At 69.0% G+C, this 19,179-nt stretch carries 19 protein-coding genes and 1 pseudogene; 8 read left to right on the top strand and 12 right to left on the bottom strand.

Annotation, left to right across the window (positions count from 1 at the left end):
* From FGD71_RS03830 to FGD71_RS03810, 5 genes are all read right to left on the bottom strand, one after another.
* Positions 1 to 126 (bottom strand): FAD-dependent oxidoreductase (locus FGD71_RS03830; protein ID WP_162931015.1); only part of this gene is annotated, 126 nt, incomplete at its 3' end.
* A gap of 44 nt (positions 127 to 170) precedes the next feature.
* A complete protein-coding gene (gene solA, locus FGD71_RS03825) occupies positions 171 to 1,313 on the bottom strand; it encodes an N-methyl-L-tryptophan oxidase (RefSeq protein ID WP_119098939.1) in 1,143 nt (380 codons plus the stop codon).
* 305 nt (positions 1,314 to 1,618) lie between these two features.
* Positions 1,619 to 2,278, bottom strand: coding sequence for a HisA/HisF-related TIM barrel protein (locus FGD71_RS03820; RefSeq protein WP_119098938.1), 660 nt, complete (start codon positions 2,276 to 2,278; stop codon positions 1,619 to 1,621).
* Between the two features lie 43 nt (positions 2,279 to 2,321).
* Complete coding sequence (pdxA, locus tag FGD71_RS03815) at positions 2,322 to 3,311, bottom strand: 4-hydroxythreonine-4-phosphate dehydrogenase PdxA (protein WP_205571088.1); 990 nt, start codon at positions 3,309 to 3,311, stop codon at positions 2,322 to 2,324.
* Positions 3,308 to 4,501 (bottom strand): four-carbon acid sugar kinase family protein, encoded by a 1,194-nt coding sequence (locus tag FGD71_RS03810; RefSeq protein ID WP_162931014.1) that lies wholly within the window; start codon positions 4,499 to 4,501, stop codon positions 3,308 to 3,310. Before FGD71_RS03810 ends, pdxA begins: the two co-directional genes overlap by 4 nt.
* Before the next feature lie 111 nt (positions 4,502 to 4,612).
* Here FGD71_RS03810 and FGD71_RS03805 point away from each other — a divergent pair, with 111 nt between their 5' ends.
* From FGD71_RS03805 to FGD71_RS03800, 3 genes are all read left to right on the top strand, one after another.
* Complete coding sequence (locus FGD71_RS03805; RefSeq protein WP_119098936.1) at positions 4,613 to 5,515, top strand: LysR substrate-binding domain-containing protein; 903 nt, start codon at positions 4,613 to 4,615, stop codon at positions 5,513 to 5,515.
* 362 nt (positions 5,516 to 5,877) lie between these two features.
* Positions 5,878 to 6,042 (top strand): hypothetical protein, encoded by a 165-nt coding sequence (locus FGD71_RS47235; protein WP_162931013.1) that lies wholly within the window; start codon positions 5,878 to 5,880, stop codon positions 6,040 to 6,042.
* 30 nt (positions 6,043 to 6,072) lie between these two features.
* Positions 6,073 to 6,981: a hypothetical protein gene (locus FGD71_RS03800; protein ID WP_119098935.1), complete on the top strand. Its 909-nt coding sequence runs from the start codon at positions 6,073 to 6,075 to the stop codon at positions 6,979 to 6,981.
* Between the two features lie 332 nt (positions 6,982 to 7,313).
* On the opposite strand, the gene FGD71_RS03795 is transcribed toward FGD71_RS03800, so the two are convergent.
* Together FGD71_RS03795 and FGD71_RS03790 are read right to left on the bottom strand one after the other, a co-directional pair.
* Positions 7,314 to 8,294: an NADPH:quinone reductase gene (locus FGD71_RS03795; RefSeq protein WP_119098934.1), complete on the bottom strand. Its 981-nt coding sequence runs from the start codon at positions 8,292 to 8,294 to the stop codon at positions 7,314 to 7,316.
* 22 nt (positions 8,295 to 8,316) lie between these two features.
* On the bottom strand, positions 8,317 to 8,877 hold the full coding sequence (locus tag FGD71_RS03790) for a PadR family transcriptional regulator (RefSeq protein WP_119098933.1): 561 nt from the start codon (positions 8,875 to 8,877) through the stop codon (positions 8,317 to 8,319).
* 127 nt (positions 8,878 to 9,004) lie between these two features.
* Between FGD71_RS03790 and FGD71_RS03785 the strand changes: the two genes are divergently transcribed.
* Together FGD71_RS03785 and FGD71_RS03780 are read left to right on the top strand one after the other, a co-directional pair.
* Positions 9,005 to 9,397, top strand: a complete 393-nt coding sequence (locus FGD71_RS03785; protein WP_240436380.1) for an ester cyclase — start codon at positions 9,005 to 9,007, stop codon at positions 9,395 to 9,397.
* Between the two features lie 189 nt (positions 9,398 to 9,586).
* Positions 9,587 to 10,289: pseudogene (locus tag FGD71_RS03780) on the top strand (IS701 family transposase).
* A gap of 113 nt (positions 10,290 to 10,402) precedes the next feature.
* Here the strand turns inward: FGD71_RS03780 and FGD71_RS47230 are convergent.
* Positions 10,403 to 10,603 (bottom strand): hypothetical protein, encoded by a 201-nt coding sequence (locus FGD71_RS47230; protein ID WP_162931010.1) that lies wholly within the window; start codon positions 10,601 to 10,603, stop codon positions 10,403 to 10,405.
* A 118-nt stretch (positions 10,604 to 10,721) separates the two neighbouring features.
* Here FGD71_RS47230 and FGD71_RS03775 point away from each other — a divergent pair, with 118 nt between their 5' ends.
* Positions 10,722 to 11,903, top strand: coding sequence for a glycoside hydrolase family 6 protein (locus FGD71_RS03775; protein ID WP_119098932.1), 1,182 nt, complete (start codon positions 10,722 to 10,724; stop codon positions 11,901 to 11,903).
* 137 nt (positions 11,904 to 12,040) lie between these two features.
* Here the strand turns inward: FGD71_RS03775 and FGD71_RS03770 are convergent, their stop codons facing one another.
* Both FGD71_RS03770 and FGD71_RS03765 read right to left on the bottom strand, forming a co-directional pair.
* Positions 12,041 to 13,336: an alpha/beta fold hydrolase gene (locus FGD71_RS03770; protein ID WP_240436379.1), complete on the bottom strand. Its 1,296-nt coding sequence runs from the start codon at positions 13,334 to 13,336 to the stop codon at positions 12,041 to 12,043.
* Between the two features lie 504 nt (positions 13,337 to 13,840).
* On the bottom strand, positions 13,841 to 14,782 hold the full coding sequence (locus FGD71_RS03765) for an aldo/keto reductase (protein ID WP_162931012.1): 942 nt from the start codon (positions 14,780 to 14,782) through the stop codon (positions 13,841 to 13,843).
* A 46-nt stretch (positions 14,783 to 14,828) separates the two neighbouring features.
* Between FGD71_RS03765 and pdxR the strand changes: the two genes are divergently transcribed.
* Positions 14,829 to 16,286, top strand: a complete 1,458-nt coding sequence (gene pdxR / locus FGD71_RS03760) for a MocR-like pyridoxine biosynthesis transcription factor PdxR (protein ID WP_240436378.1) — start codon at positions 14,829 to 14,831, stop codon at positions 16,284 to 16,286.
* 243 nt (positions 16,287 to 16,529) lie between these two features.
* Here the strand turns inward: pdxR and FGD71_RS03755 are convergent, their stop codons facing one another.
* Both FGD71_RS03755 and FGD71_RS03750 read right to left on the bottom strand, forming a co-directional pair.
* Positions 16,530 to 17,492 (bottom strand): hypothetical protein, encoded by a 963-nt coding sequence (locus FGD71_RS03755; protein ID WP_119098930.1) that lies wholly within the window; start codon positions 17,490 to 17,492, stop codon positions 16,530 to 16,532.
* A 144-nt stretch (positions 17,493 to 17,636) separates the two neighbouring features.
* Complete coding sequence (locus FGD71_RS03750; RefSeq protein ID WP_119098929.1) at positions 17,637 to 18,350, bottom strand: MerR family transcriptional regulator; 714 nt, start codon at positions 18,348 to 18,350, stop codon at positions 17,637 to 17,639.
* A 127-nt stretch (positions 18,351 to 18,477) separates the two neighbouring features.
* On the opposite strand from FGD71_RS03750, the gene FGD71_RS03745 reads away from it, so the two are divergent.
* Positions 18,478 to 19,179: an HAD family hydrolase gene (locus FGD71_RS03745; protein WP_119098928.1), complete on the top strand. Its 702-nt coding sequence runs from the start codon at positions 18,478 to 18,480 to the stop codon at positions 19,177 to 19,179.

The following is a 19,179-nucleotide window of genomic DNA, read 5'->3' as shown; positions in this document are numbered from 1 at the left end:
GCGGTCGTGGCCGGGGGCGAAGCGGTCGTAAGCCACGACGTCGGCGCCCCGTGCCGCCAGCCGCCAGGCTGCCTGGCTGCCCATCGTGCCGGTACCGACGACGGCGACACGTCTCCTACTGGCCATGTGGTTCTCCTTGTCGCATGTGCCGGATGGTGGTGGGGGACAACTCAGGCCGCGGCGCGGTCGGCGGTCGAGATGAAGTCGATGGGCTGAGGCGAGCTGCCGTTCAGCGCCAGGTCTGCGGCGATGTCTCCATAGGCCGGGGAGAGCTTGAAGCCATGGCCGGAGAAACCGGCGAGCAGGATCATGTTCTCGTTGCCGGTCCCGGGCAGCGGACCGACCAGCGGGCGGCTGCTCTTGGTGTAGCCCTCCATATAGACGGACAGGCGGGTCGGGTCGGGGTGCAGGTCGGGCAGGTGGCGGCCGATCAGATCGCTGTAGATCTCCAGCTCCTCCGGCCGTACCGTCCGGTTCAGCTGGTTGGGGTCGCCCGCGGGCTTGTGCAAGGCCTGGGAGAGGCCGAGCTTGACCGACACTCCGTCCGGGGAGGGCAGGCCGTAGCAGTGGGTGGGTGATGTGCGGATGAAGGCGGGGCGCTCCTCGCCGAACCAGGCGTCGGTGGTGGGCACGAACCAGGCGCTGATCAGACGGCGGATCTCCACCTCCCACGGCAGGCCGGGCAGCAGGTCGTTGACCCAGGGGCCCGGGGTTACCACGGCCGCGTCGAAACGCTCGCTGCCGGCGTCGGTGCGGATCTCCACGCCGTTCGCGACGGGGACGATCTCGCGGACCGTGGTGTAGCGATGGATGACGGCACCCAGCTGCTCGGCCCGGCGGGCGGCGCTCTGAACGGTCAGTTCGGGGCGGATGAAGCCGGCGCGTCGATCGAGCACGACGGCGTCACCGTCTTCGAGCCGGTACTGAGGGAAACGTTTCGCCAAGGTCTCCGCGTCGAGCACCTCATGGTCGAGGTCATGCTCCGCGATGGACTCGAGGACCGTGGCCATCTGCTGTTCCTCGGTGGACCCCATGAGCAGACATCCGGTCAGTCGGCGCAACTCACGGCCGGTCTCCTGCTGCAGCTGCCCCCAGAGGGCGTCGGCGTGCCGGAGCAGCGGTACGTACCGGGTGTCCTCGAAGTGTGCGCTGCGGAAGACGCGGGTCTCGCCACCTGCGGCGCTGCGGTCGTGGCCAGGCGCGAACCGGTCGTAGCCGACGACCTCCGCGCCCCGGGCCGCCAGCCGCCAAGCGGCCTGGCTGCCCATCGTTCCCACACCGACCACGGCGACACGCTTCCTGGCAGCTGACACGGGGGTTTCCTTTCGTATCGCCGGGCCGCAAGCTGGGTCCCGAGCGTGAGGATGCTTGGTGGCGACTTGGAGGGGGCGCGCCCTTGGGGCCCCAACGCTCGCATTCGTCCCGGGTTCGGGGATCCACCCCCAGCCCTCGGACCCTTCCGTCATGCCACAATGTGGTACATCATGCTGGTATTCGACACAGAGTTGCAGCGGCTTAGGGGGAGTCAAGAGATCCAGCCGATGGCCGTGTGACTCGACCTCACCCCGCCCGTGACCTTGCTCGGTCGCTTCTTCTGGGTTCCCGGGGGCGGCTCTCGCTACAGGCCGACCACGGGGGCCAGTTGGGATCGGATGGTTCCGGCGTGGGGTTGAAGGGAGCCGTCGAAGGCGGCGGATCCGATGGTGAAGGCGTCGGCTCCGGCTGATGCGAGTGCCTGTATCTGGTCGGTGCTGGTGATGGAGCCGGCGATGACCAGGCGGCCGGTGGTGGCGGCGCGGGCGGCGCGGACCAGGTCGAGGGGGTCGGCATCGGTGGCGCGGTACGCGAGGAGGTCAATGCCGGCGCAGCCCGCAGCTTCTGCCCGTCGGCAGTCGTCGGCGATGCGGTCCGGGTTGCCGGCGAGGCGGGTGGGGTGCCCGAGGGGTTCTCCGGCGAAGGGCAGGTAGCCGATGGGCGTGCCCTGCAGGAGATCGAGGGTCTCCTTGATCCAGGTACCGCCCATCAGCCAGTCGATGCCGAGTTCGGTGGCTGTCCGTACGGAGGCAAGGGCCTGGTCCCGGTCGGTGCTGACGACTTCGAGGTAGGTGGTGGCGCCCATGTCCTTGATGCGGGCGTGGAGCTGGGCGAGGGTGTCGCGGTCGACGCCGATGTCTTTGAATCCGATGTGGGTGATGCCGAGGTCTTTGATGGTGTCGAGGACGTCGAGGCAGTCGGTGACGGTGCGGTCGTCGCGGGTGAGCATGAAGATGAAGTCCACGGTGTCCTTCGGCTTTCTGTTCCGGGGTGGTGTGAGTCGGTGGTCAGGGGCGGGCCGGTGCCCCTGAGGACAGGCGGTCGGCGTGGCGCAGGGCGGTGAGCAGGCTGGTGTGGTCGGCCGTGCCGAGGCCTGCGATGTCGAAGGCGGTGCCGTGGTCGACGCTGGTGCGGACGAAGGGCAGGCCGATGGTGATGTTGACGCCGTGTTCGATCCCGAGGTACTTGACGGGGATCAGGCCCTGGTCGTGGTACTGGGCGACCACGGCGTCGAAGGCTCCGGCGCGCGCTCGCATGAAGACGGTGTCGGCGGGCCAGGGTCCGCTGGCCTGGATGCCTTCGCTCTGTGCGGCCTGGATGGCGGGGGTGATGATGTCCAGGTCCTCGCGGCCGAACAGGCCGTTCTCCCCTGCGTGGGGGTTGAGGCCGGCGACGGCGATGCGCGGGGTGGGCAGGCCGCTGCGCTGGAGTGTGCGGTGGGTGAGGCGGATGATGTCGAGTTCGCGGGCGGTGGTGATCGCGTCGATCGCGGTACGGAGGGACTGGTGCACGGTGACCAGGACGGTCCGCAGTTCGTCGGTGGCCATCATCATCGCGTAGTCCTTGGTGTCGGACAGGTCGGCGAGGATCTCGGTGTGCCCGGGGTAGGGGACGCCGGACATGCGCAGTGCTTCCTTGTTGATCGGCGCGGTCACCAGAGCCCGTATCTCGTGGGCCATCGCGAGCTGGATACCGCGGCGGACGTACTGGAACGACGCTGCTCCGGCTCGGGCGTCGAGCGTGCCCCAGGACAGGTCGGCCGGGAGGCCGTTCTCGGCAAGGACGTCCACCGTGCCGGGCGCGAACTCCGCCTGATCGACGGATGAAATGGGGCGAAGGGTGAGGCCCGTTCCGGCGACCCGGTCGGTGCGGGCAAGGACGCCCATGTCACCGATGACGACAACCGGCACGGTGCGCCGGGAATCGGCACACGCTTTGAGGGTGATCTCGGGGCCGATTCCGCAGGGGTCGCCCATGGTGATGGCGATCGGGGTCATGTGTGCTCTCCAGAGGCGAGGGGATGTCGGATGAGGTGGCACAGGCGCAGGAGCATGGCGTCGTCACCGAAGCCGCCCGCCTTGATCAGCACGGGGAGGGGGAGCTGCCCGAGCAGCGTTCCGCGGGCGACGCCGGGTTCGGGTTCGTCGAGCAGGCCGATGCCCGTGGCACCGAGGGTCTGGAGCACGGTCGCGGCCGTTTCTCCCCCGGTGACGATGAGAGCGTCGACCGTGTGCTCTTCGGTGAGAGCCTGGACGACTGCTGCCAGAGAGCGGGCGAGTGCTTGCGCGGTCTGTGGCGGGTGGCGTTCGTCGGGTGTGTGGAGGGTGAGGACGGGGGCCGTCAGGCCGCGTAGCGTCTCCACCGCCGTGGCCGGATCGCCGCTGACGGTGATCCCTTGGACATCCGTCCGGGCGCGGAGCGCGGCTAGCTGCCGCCGGGTCGCCGGGTTGGCACTGCCGACGACGATCAGTGGGCGTCGGGCGGGCGCAGGCACCGAAGTAGCGCTGCCAGCAGCGCGTGCGCACCTTCGGGCCAGGGCGGCCGCCAGCCCCGGGGAGCCGACCCACAGCACGTCGTCGAGGCGCGGCACCGCTGCCACCAGGCGGTCGAGGTCGTCATCATCCGCTGCGGAGTAGACGATCAGGTCACCGTTGTCGATCAGTTCGGGCAGCTCGGCCGCCCGGCCCGGCCCTGCCGGAACGGCCTCCGGGAACAGCGTCGCGAGGTCCGAGCACCGCGCGGGGTGTACCGGGTCGCGTGCGAAGTCACTCTCGTGGACCGGTACGCCCCGCACGTACTGGACTCCCTCCACCGTCACCCTGCCCTCCGCCGGGAAGGCCGGGGCGATGATGGCGGCTCTCCGCCGCGATCCCGCCCACGCAGCCCGGACCTCGACCGCGACATGACCGCGCAGGGTGGAATCCACCGTTTTCAAGAGCAGCTCGGAGTCGGCGAACAGGCGCGCCGCCCGCCACGTACACAGAGCGGCGGCCTCCTCGTCCCGTACGCGGCTTCCAAGGTCGACCGCGGTCACGCCCGTGGCGTACTGCGGCACCGCTGCCGGGGTGGAGAGCAGGATCCGGGCGTCGTGGCCGGCCCGGCGGAAGGGTGCGGCGCCGTCCCCGGCGCTGGTGAGGTCATCCGCCAGGATGGCGATGGCCGACCGCTCGTCGTTGCGGAATGTCATGCCCCACCTCTCCATTGGTCAGCAATTTTCTGTGACTGGATCAATAGTCAGGCAGCCAAAAGAGCTGGACAAGCGATTCATTCTCACAAGACCTGTGAGTAAAATTCACGTATGCGATGGTCGGGTCTGCCTCCTCTGAATACTCTGCTGCCCTTCGAAGCGACCGTCCGGCACGCGAGCATGACCGCGGCGGCGCAGGAGCTGCACGTCACGCACGGCGCGGTGAGCCGACAGGTCCAGAACCTGGAGCGGTCCCTTGGGACATCACTGTTCGAGCGGCAGACACGCGCCTTGCGCCCGACCCCGCAGGCGCGCCAGCTCGCGGCCATCGTCAGAGACGCACTTGATCAGATCGATGCGGCCGCCCGGCAGATCTCACAGCACACACCCGCAGGACCGCTCACCCTCTCGTGCGAGCCCACACTCCTGATGCGGTGGCTCATTCCCCGGCTGCCCGACCTGGCCGTGAACGTGCCGGACGTCACCGTCCACCTGTCCGCAGGCGGCGGCCCCGTCTTCTTCGAGCGGGACAACATCGACCTCGCGATCCGCCGGGACGACTTCCCGTTTCCCGAAGAGGTGAGCCGGACCCGCTTGTTCGCGGAGAGGATCGGACCCGTCTGCCGGCCCGATCTCGCGGCCCGCCTGACCGGCGCCGCCGACCTGACGGGGGCAGCCCTTCTGCACACCAGCACGCGGCCGCAGGCGTGGGACGACTGGCGACGCATCACCGGCATGAAAGCAGAGCCCGCCTCCCAGCAGACCCTGGAGCACTTCTACCTGACCCTCCAGGCCGCCGCGGCCGGCGTCGGGATCGCGATCGCCCCGTATGCCGTCGTCCGCGACGACCTGGAGCGGGGCCAACTCGTCGCACCCTTCGGTTTCGTCCCCGACGGCACCAGCTACCACCTCCTCAGCCGCCAACCACCCGAACAAGACGGACGTGTCCGCCAACTGACGGCATGGCTGCGGGCCAAGACGAGCCAGCTCGAAAACGAATCCGAACAGGTGTGACCGCTGGGTTCATCGGACCTTCGTTGCTTGGCGTCCCGTCTAGTTGCTGGCGCAGTTAGTTCGGAGAAGGCATGTGAGGTATGAGGCCGTTTCCCTACGTGCCTAACGGCTATCCGATGGGTCGTCAGGCACGTTGGCCACGTGAGGGAAGTCCCGGTTATTGCGGGTTCGGTGCGACGGCCTGAGCCAGGTCTGCGGCGAGATCCCGCTTCTCCCGGCGCCACTTTGCGCAATCGGCCTCCCAGTCGGCCCGGGTGCGCTGGAGCGCTTGGTGAACGCGCTCGGCCGGCACTCCGAAGATGGCCTCGTGTGCCGGATTCCCGTGCTCGTACGGCCCGTAGACCGGGGGCCTACTCACGCCGTTGACCACGCGCTGGGCCATGGGGCGGGTGGTGGCCTGCAGCGAGCGCTACCCGAAGCTGCTGCTGGGGCAGGAAACCACCCCCGACGGGGATGCGTTCGCCGGGGGTGGTTTCCTGCTCGTTCCGGCCGCGTACGTCGGCACGTCGATGAGCGCGCCGCGGTGAGGCCGTTTCACATGTTCATCGGGAGGATCTGTGCGTTCGGCGCTGATATGGCTCGTACGGCTGTGCTCGCTCGCGGCGTCGGTCGCGGCCGGCGTCGCCTGCATGTGGCTGTTGGGGGCCACCGCCATGGCCCGGCCCTGGCACGAACCCTTCGTGTGGGGTGCCGTCGCCGTAGGGTGTGCGGTGGTGCGGGTTGTGGCGCTGTGGGTGCTGCGCGGCGAGCCCAAGGACGACGGGTTCACGGACGAGTTCTGGATCAAGCTTCGCACCGGTGCCCTCTGGGTCCTCGTCGCGTTCTCCTCCGCCGTTTTCGCCGTCGCTCTCCTTACCTCGTCCAACGCGGGCGACAACCTCGACGCCCTGCGAGACGCGGGCGCGGAGGTGAGCACCGCGGCGGTCGTGGAACGGCAGTCGACACGACAGGAGTTGAGCGACGGCGTCGTGAAGGGATACGCGTCCCGGCCCGTGGTCTCCGTGCCCGGCGGTGCCGAACGGCTCACCGTGCGCGGTGCTTTCACGCACGACAAGCCCGGCAAAGGAACCGAGGTCGACGTCCTGTGGGCCCGGTCCGACCCCGGTCTCGGCGGTTACGTCAATGAGAGCAAGGACCTGCCCACGCTCGCCGAGAACCGCTGGAAGGCCTTCCAGGACGACGAGTTGGGCATGGGCTCGTTGATCGCCTTCATCGTCGTCGCGCTCATCGGCGCGATCCTGACCCCGGTGTTCGCCCTCGTGCCCGACGCCGACGACCTTCAGGAGGTGGCCTGGTCGGCGCCGTTCCAGACCGTGCGCACGGCGCTGACCGTGCTGGTGTTCTGGGGCTGGAGTCCCCTGATGCTGGGGAGTCAGCCGAGCCTTCCGCAGATGCTCGTCGCCGTCGGCAGCTTCTGCCTCGTCCTGCTGGGGTACGTCGCCACCTCGCTCCGCGGCTTCGGCTGACCTACGACGACGCCCTCTCGAATGAGGCGAGCCCACCAGTACCACGCCGAAGACATGAGTCTCACGTGCCGCCGGCTACTTGCCTCACGTGCCAGAAGCGCAGTAACCCATGTTGAGCTGCAAAGAAGACTTGACAACCCTAGATAACGACATTCCCACTCGCCTTACATGAGATCCTCGCGCTCCACGCTGGGGGGACGACCCACCCCCACACCCCGTCCCGATCTCAAACCGAGGTGAAGTTATTGATCTCGTTCGTGGTCCACGGCTGACCGCGGATGGTGACAGTTTTGGCAGCCGGGGCCTTACGGGACGCGTCGCGCCGATGCAGTTCAGCTGGGGATGGTCACCAGTACACGACCTCGGCCGCCGGCGTCGACACGGTCGTGGGCTTGGGCGATCTTTTCCAGCGGGTACAGGTCGCCGATGGCGACGGTCAGCATGCCGACCGCGGCTGCGCCGGTGAGGTCGCGCACCGCCTGCCGTTTCGCCGCAACGGGGAAGTCGTCGCTGCCGATCATGCGCAGCGTGACGTTGTTGAACAGCAGGGGCCAGAAGGGAAGTCGGGGCCGATCGTCCCTGGTGGCGTAGGCAGCGATAACCGCGCCGTTCTCGACGACGGCGTTGTCCAGGTCCGCGTTGTCGGACAGGGCCACTTCGACGATTCGGTGCACCCCGTTGGGAGCGTGCGCGCGGATCGCGGAGACGGGGTCGTCCGCGTCGAGCGCCACGGCGTGGGTGACCACGGCGGGGTCGACGCGGTCCAGGTCGCTGCCGTGCCGCACGGTCCCGATCACCGTCGCGCCGCCCCACCGGGCGAGCTGCGCGGCCAGGGAGCCGACGCCGCCGAGCACCCCGTGCACGAGCACGAGGTGTCCGTCGACGGGGCCGTCACTGAACACGGTGCGGTGGGCGGTGATCCCGGGGATGCCCAGGCTGGCGCCGAGTTCGTCGCTGAGGTGGTCGGGCAGCGTGACGGCCAGATCCGCGGGTACGACAGTGAACTGGGCGGCGGTGCCGGAGGGGCGGTAGGACTGGGCGCCGTACACCCAGACCCGCTGTCCGACGCGGCGGGCGTCGACCCCGTCGCCCACGGCGTCGATGACCCCGGCGGCGTCGCTGTGCGGGATCACCCGCGGGTGCGGCATCGAGGAGCCGAGCCAGCCGCGCCGCTTCTTGGTGTCGCCGGGATTGACGCCCGAAACGTTGACGCGGACGCGGACCTCGCCCGGGCCGGGGGTGGGGTCGGGCAGGTCGCCAACGTGCAGGACATCGGCGGCAGGGCCCTGTTCGTCGTACCAGGAGGCAAGCATGGATGGGTACCTCCGTGGGCCGTCAGCTTGCAGGTTCGTCGAGCGGGAAGGAAGCGTTCTCGGTGGGCTCGCCGCCATCCAGAACCCTGTGCAGCCAGGCGCGTTCGGCGCTGCTGATGGCGCGGGCGGTGAGCAGCATGCCGCGCCGGTAGGGGTCCGGGACCTCCTCGGCTCGCAGCGGCCTGTCACCGTCGTAGAAGAAACTCGCCGGCTCCTCCAGGAACTCAAGCCGTCTGCGCAGCACCGCGTGCTGTTCGGACACGTCGGGCAGGTGGGAGAGGAACGCCAGGACGGTGAAGAAGCGGGTGAAGTCGGTGATCTCGTGGTCGGCCGGCTTGCGCAGCCGATTCAGCAGCTCAGTGCGCCCGGCGTCGGTCAGGCTCAGTACGTACCTCGCTGCGCCCGCACCCGGGTCGGCGCACCGCTCCAGCAGGCCCGCCTTGGCGAGGCGGCTGATCGCCGGATACAGGCTGCCGTCGCTGACCGGCCGCGTGTACCCGGTCAACTGCGAGACCCGGCGGCGTAGCTCGTGTCCGGGCAGGGAGCCCTCGGCCAGGAAGCCCAGTATCGCTAGTTCCAGCATGCCCCCAGTATCCCACAACCACATCGAATCGATGTATACATCGATTCGATGTTAGCGTGGAAGCCGGATCGCCACCGACCACCCTGAAAGGTAGAGAATGATGCCGCCGGAACCTGTCGAGTCAGTAATGAACCGCTTCGTCGAGTTCATCAACACGGCCAACGAGGACCTTGCCCGCGAGGTCATTTCTCCCGACGCAGTGTTTCACGCACCGAGTCACCCGAAACCGCTTCGAGGCCCCGAGGGCTACATGGAAGTCATCGGGATGATGCGCAGCGGACTCCCGGACGTCCAATGGACCCTGGAAGAGATGGTCAGGGAAGGCGACACGGGGGCTGCGCGATTCACCATGCGCGGCACGCACGAGGGCGAATTCTTCGGGATCCCTGCGAGCGGCAACAAGGTCTCGGTGCAGGCCATGAACTTCTACTACCTGGCCCACGGCCGGATCGTCGGCGAACGAGGCCAGCCCGACCTCCTCGGAGTCATGCAGCAGATCGGTGCCGTACCGGCGCCGTGAAGCAGGTGTGGAGCGCATACCTTCGGCGCGGCTGCCTGCCTCGGAAGGAGGGAGGGGTCCTGTTGGGTGGCAAGCAATCGGCTCCGGCGGTGACCAGGCCGACATGGTCGATGTCTTCCAGCACGCTCGGGTGGTGGTGAGCAGCGCCGCTCGTACAGCTCAGCTGCTAGTTCAGAGAACGCACATGAAGTGAACCGTGTACGGGCCAAGTTGGCGTTATACGTGGCAGATGTGCCCCCCTCGGTGCCGCGTAAGGACCAGCCGGCCAAGGGCGACTGCTACCTGCGGGGACTGATGTTGGACGGTCGCCGCAAGTCGATCCAGGCCATGGCTGCTCGGCTGCAGGACGGCAACGAGCAGTACCTGCAGCAGTTCGTGAACCAGTCCACCTGGGATCCGGTGCCGGTGCAGCGTCGGATCTGCGAACGGATGCTGCCGCTCATCGCCCCGACGGCCTGGGTGATCGATGACGTGTCGGTACCCAAGGACGGAAGAATGTCGGTTGCCGTGGCCCCGCAGTACTGCGGGGCCTTGGGCAAGCGCGCCAACTGCCAGGTCGCGGTCAGCGTCCACGCCGCCACCGACACTGCCTCCTGCCCGCTGCAGTGGCGGCTGCTCCTGCCACGGGCTGTCCAACCTGCCGGCTGACACCCCGATCGCCGATCTGGTCCGGCTGGCCAGGGTCCGCTGGTGCATCGAGCACGACTACCGCGAACTCAAGCACAACCTGGGCCTGGACCACTTCGAAGGCCGTTCCTGGCCCGGCTGGCGCCACCACGTCACCCTCGTGACCGCCGCCCCCGCGTTCCTTACCGAGCAGCGTCTGGCCCCAAAAGCACCCGAGCCGGACTCACTCTCTACCAGATCCTCGATGCCCTCCAGGACACCTTGAGGTGCTGGACCGGCATCTGCAGCACCTGCCAACAGCCTCTGCCCAGCAGGCCACAGACGGCCTCAAGATCGAGAAAGACCTAACGGAGTCCTACTAGCGTCTGACTCCTGGCGTCACCTGAACCGCATGCAGGGCTGGGCCGGCTCCGAGCTGCCGAGGGCCAGGGCACGGTAGTCCTTGGGCGGCATGCCGTACGTGGCGCGAAACGATCGGGTGAAGTCTGCGGCGGTCCAGGCGCTGTCGGCGGATCCAGGCCGCGATCGTGTGGTCTTCTTGCCGGAAGTCCCGACCGCAGCCACGTCATCGCGCCTCATCCTTCTCCCCTTCCCCGTTGTCCCGCGCTCGTATTGACGAGAGCCCACCCCTCGTCGAGTCTCGTGTGGGAGCGCTCCCGCAAGTCCTTGGCGACCGTTGCGAACCAGGAGTGAACCCATGAGACGTATCTCAACAGGCCTGGCTGCCCTAGTGGTTGGCCTGGCCTCTTTGCTGAGCGCGGCGACTGCCGGCGCTGCGGACGCGGAGGATTCCGAACGGCACAGACCCGGCCTGTACGTCCCCGACGCGAACCCGGCGGCATACCGCCAGGCCTTCGAGCTCGGGCGTGCGGGCCGACTCCGCGACGCGGCGGGCATCCTGGCCATGGCGCACACACCGCAGGCCGTCTGGTACGGCGACCAGACGCCGCGCGAGGTCGAGCGGCAGATCCGCGCGGTGGCGCGCGACGCGGACCGGGGCGACACACTCCCGGTCTTCGCGCTCTACAACGTGCCCGGCCGCGACTGCTCCAACTACTCGGCAGGCGGGGCCGCCAACACGGCCGAGTACAAGGCGTGGATCGACGCGATCGCGCGCGGCATCGGCAGCCGTGACGCGCTGGTCGTCCTCGAACCCGACTCCCTCGCCCTGCTCCCCGCCGACTGCGGCCAGGACGACGCCCAGGGAACGCTGACCGCGGCGCGCTACACCGAGGTCAACTATGCGGTGGACCAGCTGGAACCGCTGCGCGGCACCCGGGTGTACCTGGACACCGGCCACCCCGGCTGGCACTCGGTCAACTCGATCGTCCCCCGCCTCCTCAAGGGCGGCGTCGCCCGCGCGTCGGGCTTCTACACGAACACGTCCAACTACCAGACCGACGACGCCAACTCCTGGTACGGCAAGCTGATCTCGTCGTGCGTCGCCTACGTCGACGGAGGCGGTGACGCGGCCGCCTGCCCCAACCAGTGGTGGCCACGTGCCGACGCGCGGGCCTGGCTCGACGAGAACGTACAGGTGCCGGCCTCCCGTATGAAGCACTTCGTCACCGACTCCAGCCGCAACGGCCGGGGCCCCTGGACGCCGCCCCCGGGCAAGTACACGGACCCACAGGACTGGTGCAACCCGCCCGACCGCGGACTCGGCGCGCGCCCCACTCTCCGCACGGGCGATCCGCTCCAGGACGCGAGGCTCTGGATCAAGATCCCCGGTGAGTCGGACGGGCTGTGCCTGCGGGGCACGGAGGGACCGGAGGATCCGGAACGCGGGATGGTCGACCCGAAGGCGGGGGACTGGTTCCCCGAACAGGCCCTGGAACTGGTGCGGTTCGCCAATCCGCCCATCCTGGGCAGAGGCTGACGGCGCCTCCGGGAACTTGCCGGGGCGGCCCCGCCTGCGAGCGCGTGAGGCGTGCGCAACGCCGCTCCGCAGCCTTTGAGTGAACGGTTCAGGCCGCCCCGGCGTTGTGCTCTGCCGGGGCGGCCTGCCCCTTGCGATCAATTCATCGCGGCGGGGCCACAACGACTCCCGGCGCTCGGGATCTTCAGCTCCGTGAGGTAGTCATCAACGACGTCGCGTGTGCAGTCACTGCGGCCGTAGACGCTGTGTCCCGCGCCCTCGTAGGGCAGCAGGCCCGTCGTCCTGCGGGTCTGCCGGTGCACATTGGTCGCCCACGCGTAGTTGTTCGCCGGGTCGTGCAGCGAATGCAGCATGAGGATCTTGGGTGCCTCGGTGATGCGCAGACGGTGCTGCGGGTTGTTCACCTCGTTCGGCCAGCCGACGCAGCCGGCCACCGCGGGGTGGGTACGTGGTGCGCCGCGCATGTGCGGTGCGGCCCGTAGTTCTGCTTTGGTCAGGCCGGCGAATTCGCGGTAGTCCTTCGGCCGGAATCGCCAGTCCTGGCAGAACACCGCGTGGAAGGGATACGCGGTCGTCTGCTGCACCGCTCCCTGCGACGTCTCCGGTCGAGGTTGCTGGGGTTGCTGAGATGGCGGCCGCGCCTTCGGTTCCTGTGCGTCCAGCTCCGCCACATATGTGGCCAGCTCGTCCCAGTCCGGGCCGTAGAAGTACTCCTTGAAGGCGGCAAACGCGATCGCGTTCGCGGTGAGAACCTGGTCCGGGTTCTCGGGATCGCGTATCTCCCCCCGGTCCGCCCTGGCGAGCAGGTTGTCCCATATGGCGGTGACGTCACGGCCGTGCAGCGCGCAGGAGCTGGTGGACTTACACCACTTCACGAACTGGTGGAACGAGTCCTCCGCTGTGGCCGCCGAGGAGACGAGGAACTCGCGGGCGCCCAGGCTGTGGTCGATGTTCGCGGTGAGGGCCATGGTCCGGATCCGGTCGCCGTACTCTTCCGCGTACTGCTCGCCGATCAGCGTGCCGTAGGAGTGGCCGAAGTAGTTGATCTTCTTCTCGCCCAGAGATCTGCGCAGCGCTTCCATGTCCCGGACGACGCTCAAGGTGTCGGCGTGGTCGAAGACCGGACCGCTGTGCCGTCGGCAGTCCTCGCGCAACGTGCGGTTGTACTCGGCGAGTTGATCGAACTCCGCCTGGTTGCGGGGGTACGCCGACGGCCGTTGGTTCAGCAACTCCTGCGAGCACCTCACCGGTTGGCTACCTCCGACGCCCCGTGGATCGAACCCGACGATGTCGAACTTCTCCTGAACGTCCGCGCTGAAGTGGGACGGGGCACGCCGTACGGCGAAGTCCACACCCGAATCGCCCGGTCCACCCGGGTTGACCAGCAGCACGCCGACCCGGCGATCCGGATCGGTCGCCTTGCGACGGGCCACTGCGAGATCAAACTTTTCGCCCGACGGGCGTGCCCAGTCGACGGGCAGGCGCAGGGTCCCGCATTCCGCTGCGGCGTCCCGGGGGCACGGTTTCCAGTCGATGGCTTCTCGTGTCGTCAGGCTTCTGCCAGGAGGGTCCGCAGCTGCCGCCTCGACGCCCGGCGTCAACGCTCCGGCGAGTACTCCAGCGGCGAGCACTCCGGTGAGCGCCCTGAAGAGTAACTGCATGAAGTCCCTTCCGAGGGTCCTACGAAAACGATCACGGGGGGTGGCCCCCGGTGAACGTGGCAGTGAGCCGACCGGGGTCACAACCGCGCAAGACAGGAATCAGGGAAGGGACCGGGACATGGTCAGGGTCGTCCTCAGGGGGCGCCGCAGGGGGTTGATCCCAGCGTCCTGAGTTTTTCCCGCACTTGGTGCGGCTCCGACGACGGTGTTGGTGGCCGGGCTTGTCTCTACCCTTGTTCACCACCTCCACCCCTGCCGGCAGCACCGCCTCGCAGGTCACACCACGGAATTCAGGCGTTCGCGCTGATCGGCGGTCAACTCCAATGACACCCCCGCCACCGCCTCGTCCAGCTGCTCGACCGTGCTGACGCCGACGATCGGCGTGGCAGCCGGGTTCCCTCCAGTCAGCCACGCCAACACCACCCGGTTGCGGTTCGTGCCGGTCTCTGTGGCGATCTTGTCGAGCACCGCGAGGCGGCGGGCGGTGCCGGGGTGGTCGTACTCCGCGGGCAGAGGCTTGTCCGCGCGGGTGTAGCTGCCGCTAAGCAGCGGCGTGTACGCCCACAGAGCCATGTCCGGATGGTGCTCCAGGTAGTGGAGCACCTCGTCGGTGACCGCACCGAACCGGTGCACCACGGTGGGCCGGGTCGCGGGGCGCGGTTGCAGGTACGTGTGGTGCTGCTGCACCGCGGTGAAGCCGGCACTGCGGTGGGCCCGCGCGATCTGCCGTGCCCGCTCGATCTGCCAGACGGGGTAGTTGGAGCAGCCGAAGCGGCCGACCGTACCCGCGGACACGAGCTCGTCGAAGGCGGCGACCGTCTCTTCCAGCGGTGTGGCCGGATCGGGCTTGTGGGCCCAGAACAGCTCGACGTGGTCCGTACCCAGTCGTCGGAGACTGCCCTCGATCCCGCTCTTGACGGCCTCGGCCGAGAGGCCCTCGGCCGTCTCCGGGAATCGTCCGGCCACGGTCGGCTCGCAGCCCACCTTGGTACTGATCCTGACGCGGTCACGGACGCCCGGGCGGCTTGCCAGCCAGCGCCCGAGCAACGTCTCGCTCTGCCCGCCGAAGCCGGTCGGGTCGTCCCAGAACGCGTAGCAGTTGGCGGTGTCGATCCAGACGCCTCCGGCGTCCACGAAGCGGTCCAGGAGCTCGAACGATCGGCGCTCGTCCTGAGCCGTGCCGAACAGCATGGCCCCAAGAGCCAGGTTCTCCATCATGTCCCTCACGCTAGGCGGATTCGGATCGGCGGTACGCTCCAATCTTGTGGCTGTTTTCCAGACCAATCTCGCGTGGGCGACGCTGCTGGATGTCGGTCCTCCGGATGACGGGCCGCACCGCCTGCACGATCGCCTGGCTCACGCGCTGCGCACCGCGATCCGGAACGGCCGGCTGGCGGAGGGCGCCGCCGTGCCACCGAGCCGAGCGCTCGCCGAGGAGCTCGGCTGCTCCCGTTGGGTCGTGACGGAGGCGTACGGGCAGCTCATCGCGGAGGGTTACCTCTCCGCCCGGGTGGGTTCCGCCACGCGTGTCTCGTGGTCACCGGACACCGCGCCGCCGCGGCCTCGCGCGCAGCGCACACCACCACGGCCACCGATCCGGTACGACCTCGCACCCGGCCTGCCCGATCTGCGGGCGTTTCCCCGCCGCCGCTGGGCGGACGCCGTCCGGGCGGTCACCGGCTCGGCCGTCCACTACGACCTCGGCCTGCCCGACCCCGCCGGGCACGCGGTGCTGCGTACCACCGTCGCGCAGTACCTGCGGCGCTCACGCGGCGCGGACGCGCACACCGCGTCCGTGTCCGTGTGCGCGGGCGTCACCGACGGTCTGGTACGCACGTGCCGGGCGCTGCGCGCCGAGGGGCTCGCCGACCTGGCCGTGGAACACCCGGGCTGGGGGCGGCTGCGGGACGCAGCGACGAGCGCCGGCCTACGCGTACACCCGGTGCCCGTGGACCACGACGGCCTCCACGTCGACGACCTCGCGCGTACGCCGGCCCGGGCCGTCGTCGTCGGCGCGGCACACCAGTTTCCCACCGGCACGGTGCTGTCCCCGGCACGCCGGGCACGTCTGGTGCGCTGGGCCCGCGAGGTGCACGGCTTCGTCATCGAAGACGACTACGACGCCGAGTTCCGCTACGACCACCACCCCGTCGCCGTCATGCAGGGGATGGACCCGAGCCGGGTCTTCCTCCTCGGCTCGGTCAGCAAGACGCTGTCGCCGGCCCTCGGCCTGGGCTGGCTGGTCGCGCCTGCCACGATGTCCCCGGCGCTCCGGGCAGCGAACCTCGTCGCCGCCGCGCCACCGGTACTGGACCAACTCGCGCTCGCCACCTTCATCGACCGCGGATGGTACGACGCCCACCTGCGCGCGGCGCGGCGGCGGTTCCGCTCCCGCCGCGACCTGCTGATCCGGACGCTCGGCGCCCAGGTGCCGGAGGGCCGGGTCTCCGGCACCGCCGCCGGGCTGCACATCCTGCTCCACCTACCGGTCGGCGCCGACACCCGCGGGGCGGTCCGGGCTGCGGCCGCAGCCGGGCTGCACCTGGCGGACCTCGACGACTATCGCGTGCATCGGCCGGCGGAACCCACTCTCGTCCTCGGGTACGGCAACATCAGCGACACGGAGATCCCCCCGGCCGTCGCGCTCCTGCGCGAAGCGTTGCGTTCACCGACGGCCCCGCCACCAACGCGTACAGCACAGCTGAGTCATGACGATCGCTGACGCGGGGTTCATGCCCGGCATCGAGCTGTCCCAGGTCCTGTAAGAAGTGGCGGTGCGACCGCTCCTCGGAGACGTTCCGTCCGTGCTTCAAGAGCAGTTTCGTCGGTGCTCCTCTCGGGGGCCGAGGCCGGTGGGCGCGATCTCGCGCGAAAGCCAAGCGTCGGGCCTTGGACCGCAGCACCAGACGACCACCGCCATCGCCCGGATGGGCCTCGCGCTCATCCCGGCTGCCGGGAGGGCACTTCAAGACCGGTCCTCGAGGATGTCGTGGGCCTTGCGGGTCGCGTCGCGGTTCCAGCGGCGCTGTTCCTCCAGCTTCGTCCGGTTCTTGGGGATGAGCTGGTTCTGGATGCGTACGTCGATGGCGTGCACGGTGCGGACGTAGCCGGTCTTCTGCTTGCAGCGGGCGTCGGCGATCGCGGTCTTCCTCTCGGGGGCGGTCGGCTCGTCGGGGGCGTACTGCGGATCGGCCAGCCGTCTCTGCAGCTCCGGGGTATCGCGGTCGCGGCCGGTCTCGGCATCCTTGGGTGTGGCGTAGTGGTAGCCCGCTTTCCGCATACAGACCGACCACGCCTTGTCCGCCTTCTTCCAGGCGAGGTCCCGCATCCCCTGTCGGAGGCTCTTGGTCTCCAGGTTCAGGATCGGATCCTTCCGGTCCTGGCGGTTCGACCCGAAGACCGTGCGGTCCGCGTCGCCGAGACAGCCGCGTTTCGGGATCCGGTGGCCGTGAACGGTCTTCGGATCGTCCCCGACGAACTCGCCGGTGAGCGCGAGGTGTTCGGAGAGGGTCCACTTCTTCTCCGGGTAGAGGCGCTCGTACTCGGCCTGCGCCCCCTGATAGCCGTACCGCGCGGCCTCCTCGGGGTCCTGGACGCCGTAGCGGAAGTTGTCCGAGGAGTACGCGACGACCATCAACACGCCCGAGCCGGCGGGGCGTTTGGGCCACGCGGGTGGGGGGTCGATGTCGAGGTCCTTCAGGCTGTCGAACCCGAGGCGGACCATGCACTCCCTGGCGAGCGTCCACCGGGCCCTGCCGACCGCAAGGCCGTCGTCGTCGGGCATGTCATACGCCGCCAGCGGCTGGAACCTCGGGTCGTCCGACGAGGTGGGCCGCGCGTGGGACGCGGGCGGCTCGGTCTGCTGCCCACACGCCGCGAGGGCGAGGCCTGAGGCGAGGACCAGTAAGAGGGGGACGTCTCTGCGCATCGGGCCACCTCATCAGGGCCCGGCGTACCCGACAGTGGCGGAGGCCATAGTTCCGCGTCACAGCCGGGTCACAGGTCCGACAACGATCACCGACCACCGATCACCGATCACCGATCACGATCTACGACCGCTGTGACTGCGGGCTCAGCTCTGGAAGAGGTCGATGCGGTTGCCGCTGGGGTCGGTCAGGCAGGAGGAGCGTGGCTTCCAGGGCCGGTCGACAGGAGCCTCGACCTCGGTGGCGCCTGCGTCGAGGGCCCGTTGGTGCACCGTGTCGAGATCGGCGACCAGGAGGCCGAACCGTGAGGGGCCCGCGGGGCCGGGGTGGTCGGGCTCGTGCGCGACGGTCAGCAGGAAGAATTCCTCACCGGGCCAGGTCCCGATCTGGAAGGAGAAGATCTCCTCGTTGAACTCCGCCGCGAACACGTGTCCGTAGAAGGCCCGCGCTTCGTTCAGATCGCGGACGTTGATGGTCACCTGGACGATGCGCGGGCTGGTCACCTGGGGCACAGCGACTCCATGTTCGATGAAGTGATCCACGGTGTGGACCATGCGGGACAGGGTGTGAGCACGTTCTGCCAGCTCCTGGCGGTGGCGGGCGAGGACGGCCTGGCCGGCGACGGGGTCCGGGGCGTTCAGGAGCCGGCGGATCTCGTTGAGTGGCAGGTCGACCTTGCGCAGGGCGCCGATCAGCCGGGCGCGTTGGACCTGGTCCGGTCGGTAGCGGCGGTAGCCGGTGTCAGGGTCGACCGCGGCTGGAGGCAGGAGGTCGACCTCGTCGTAGTGCCGCAGGGCGTGGAGGGACAGGCCGCTGAGAAGCGCGAAGCTGCCGATGCTCAGGAGGTTGTCGTTGCTCACTGCAACAGCATCGGGTTTCGGGTTGCCCGAGAGTCAACCGCCACCGGCGGACCGCGCCTCGCCGAACACGTTCATGGCGGACGGAAACCCAACGCCCCGAAGCCGACGCCCGTGATCTACTCCGGACATGCCGTTGCTGCTGCTGGATCTCGACAACACTCTGGTCGACCGCGATGCGGCCTTCCGCGCCGCCGTCGTTGCCTTCCTTGCCGAGTACGGCCTGCCCGACGCCGACGTCGGGTGGGTGATGACCGTCGACGCCGGCGGCTACACCGCCCGTCACGAGGTCGCCGCAGCCCTGACCGACCGATACGGGGACGTTGCGCCGACCGCCGCCATCCGTGCCCTGCTCGACCACGGTGCCGCAGATCGCGTCGTCCTGGCGCGGTCCTCCCGCGAGGCGCTGGGCACAGCACAGGCGGTCGGCTGGACCTGCGTGATCGTCACCAACGGCCGTACGGCCCAACAGGAAGCGAAGATTCGTCACACCGGACTTGACCAGCTCGTACAGGGCTGGGTCATCTCCGAAGCCATCGGCCACAAGAAACCGGAACCAGAGATCTTCCGGGCGGCGGCGGAAACCGTCGGCGCCTCCCTCTGTGGCGCGTGGGTCATCGGCGATGCTCCACATGCCGACATCGCCGGCGCCAACGCGCTCGGACTTCGAAGCGTGTGGGTGTCGGACGGCCGACGGTGGACCGAGGACTCCTGCCGGCCCACCCATATCGCTGACGACGTCGCCTCTGCGATCAGCCACGCCATCAGCACGCCGGGACAAGGCGCCGCCGACCCGGCCCCGTTGGAGCCGCGCAGCGGGTTTCGCTCCTGA

The organism is Streptomyces sporangiiformans, assembly GCF_005768555.2.
Taxonomy (GTDB): Bacteria; Actinomycetota; Actinomycetes; order Streptomycetales; family Streptomycetaceae; genus Streptomyces; species Streptomyces sporangiiformans.
This window is presented reverse-complemented; position numbering and strand designations above follow the sequence as displayed.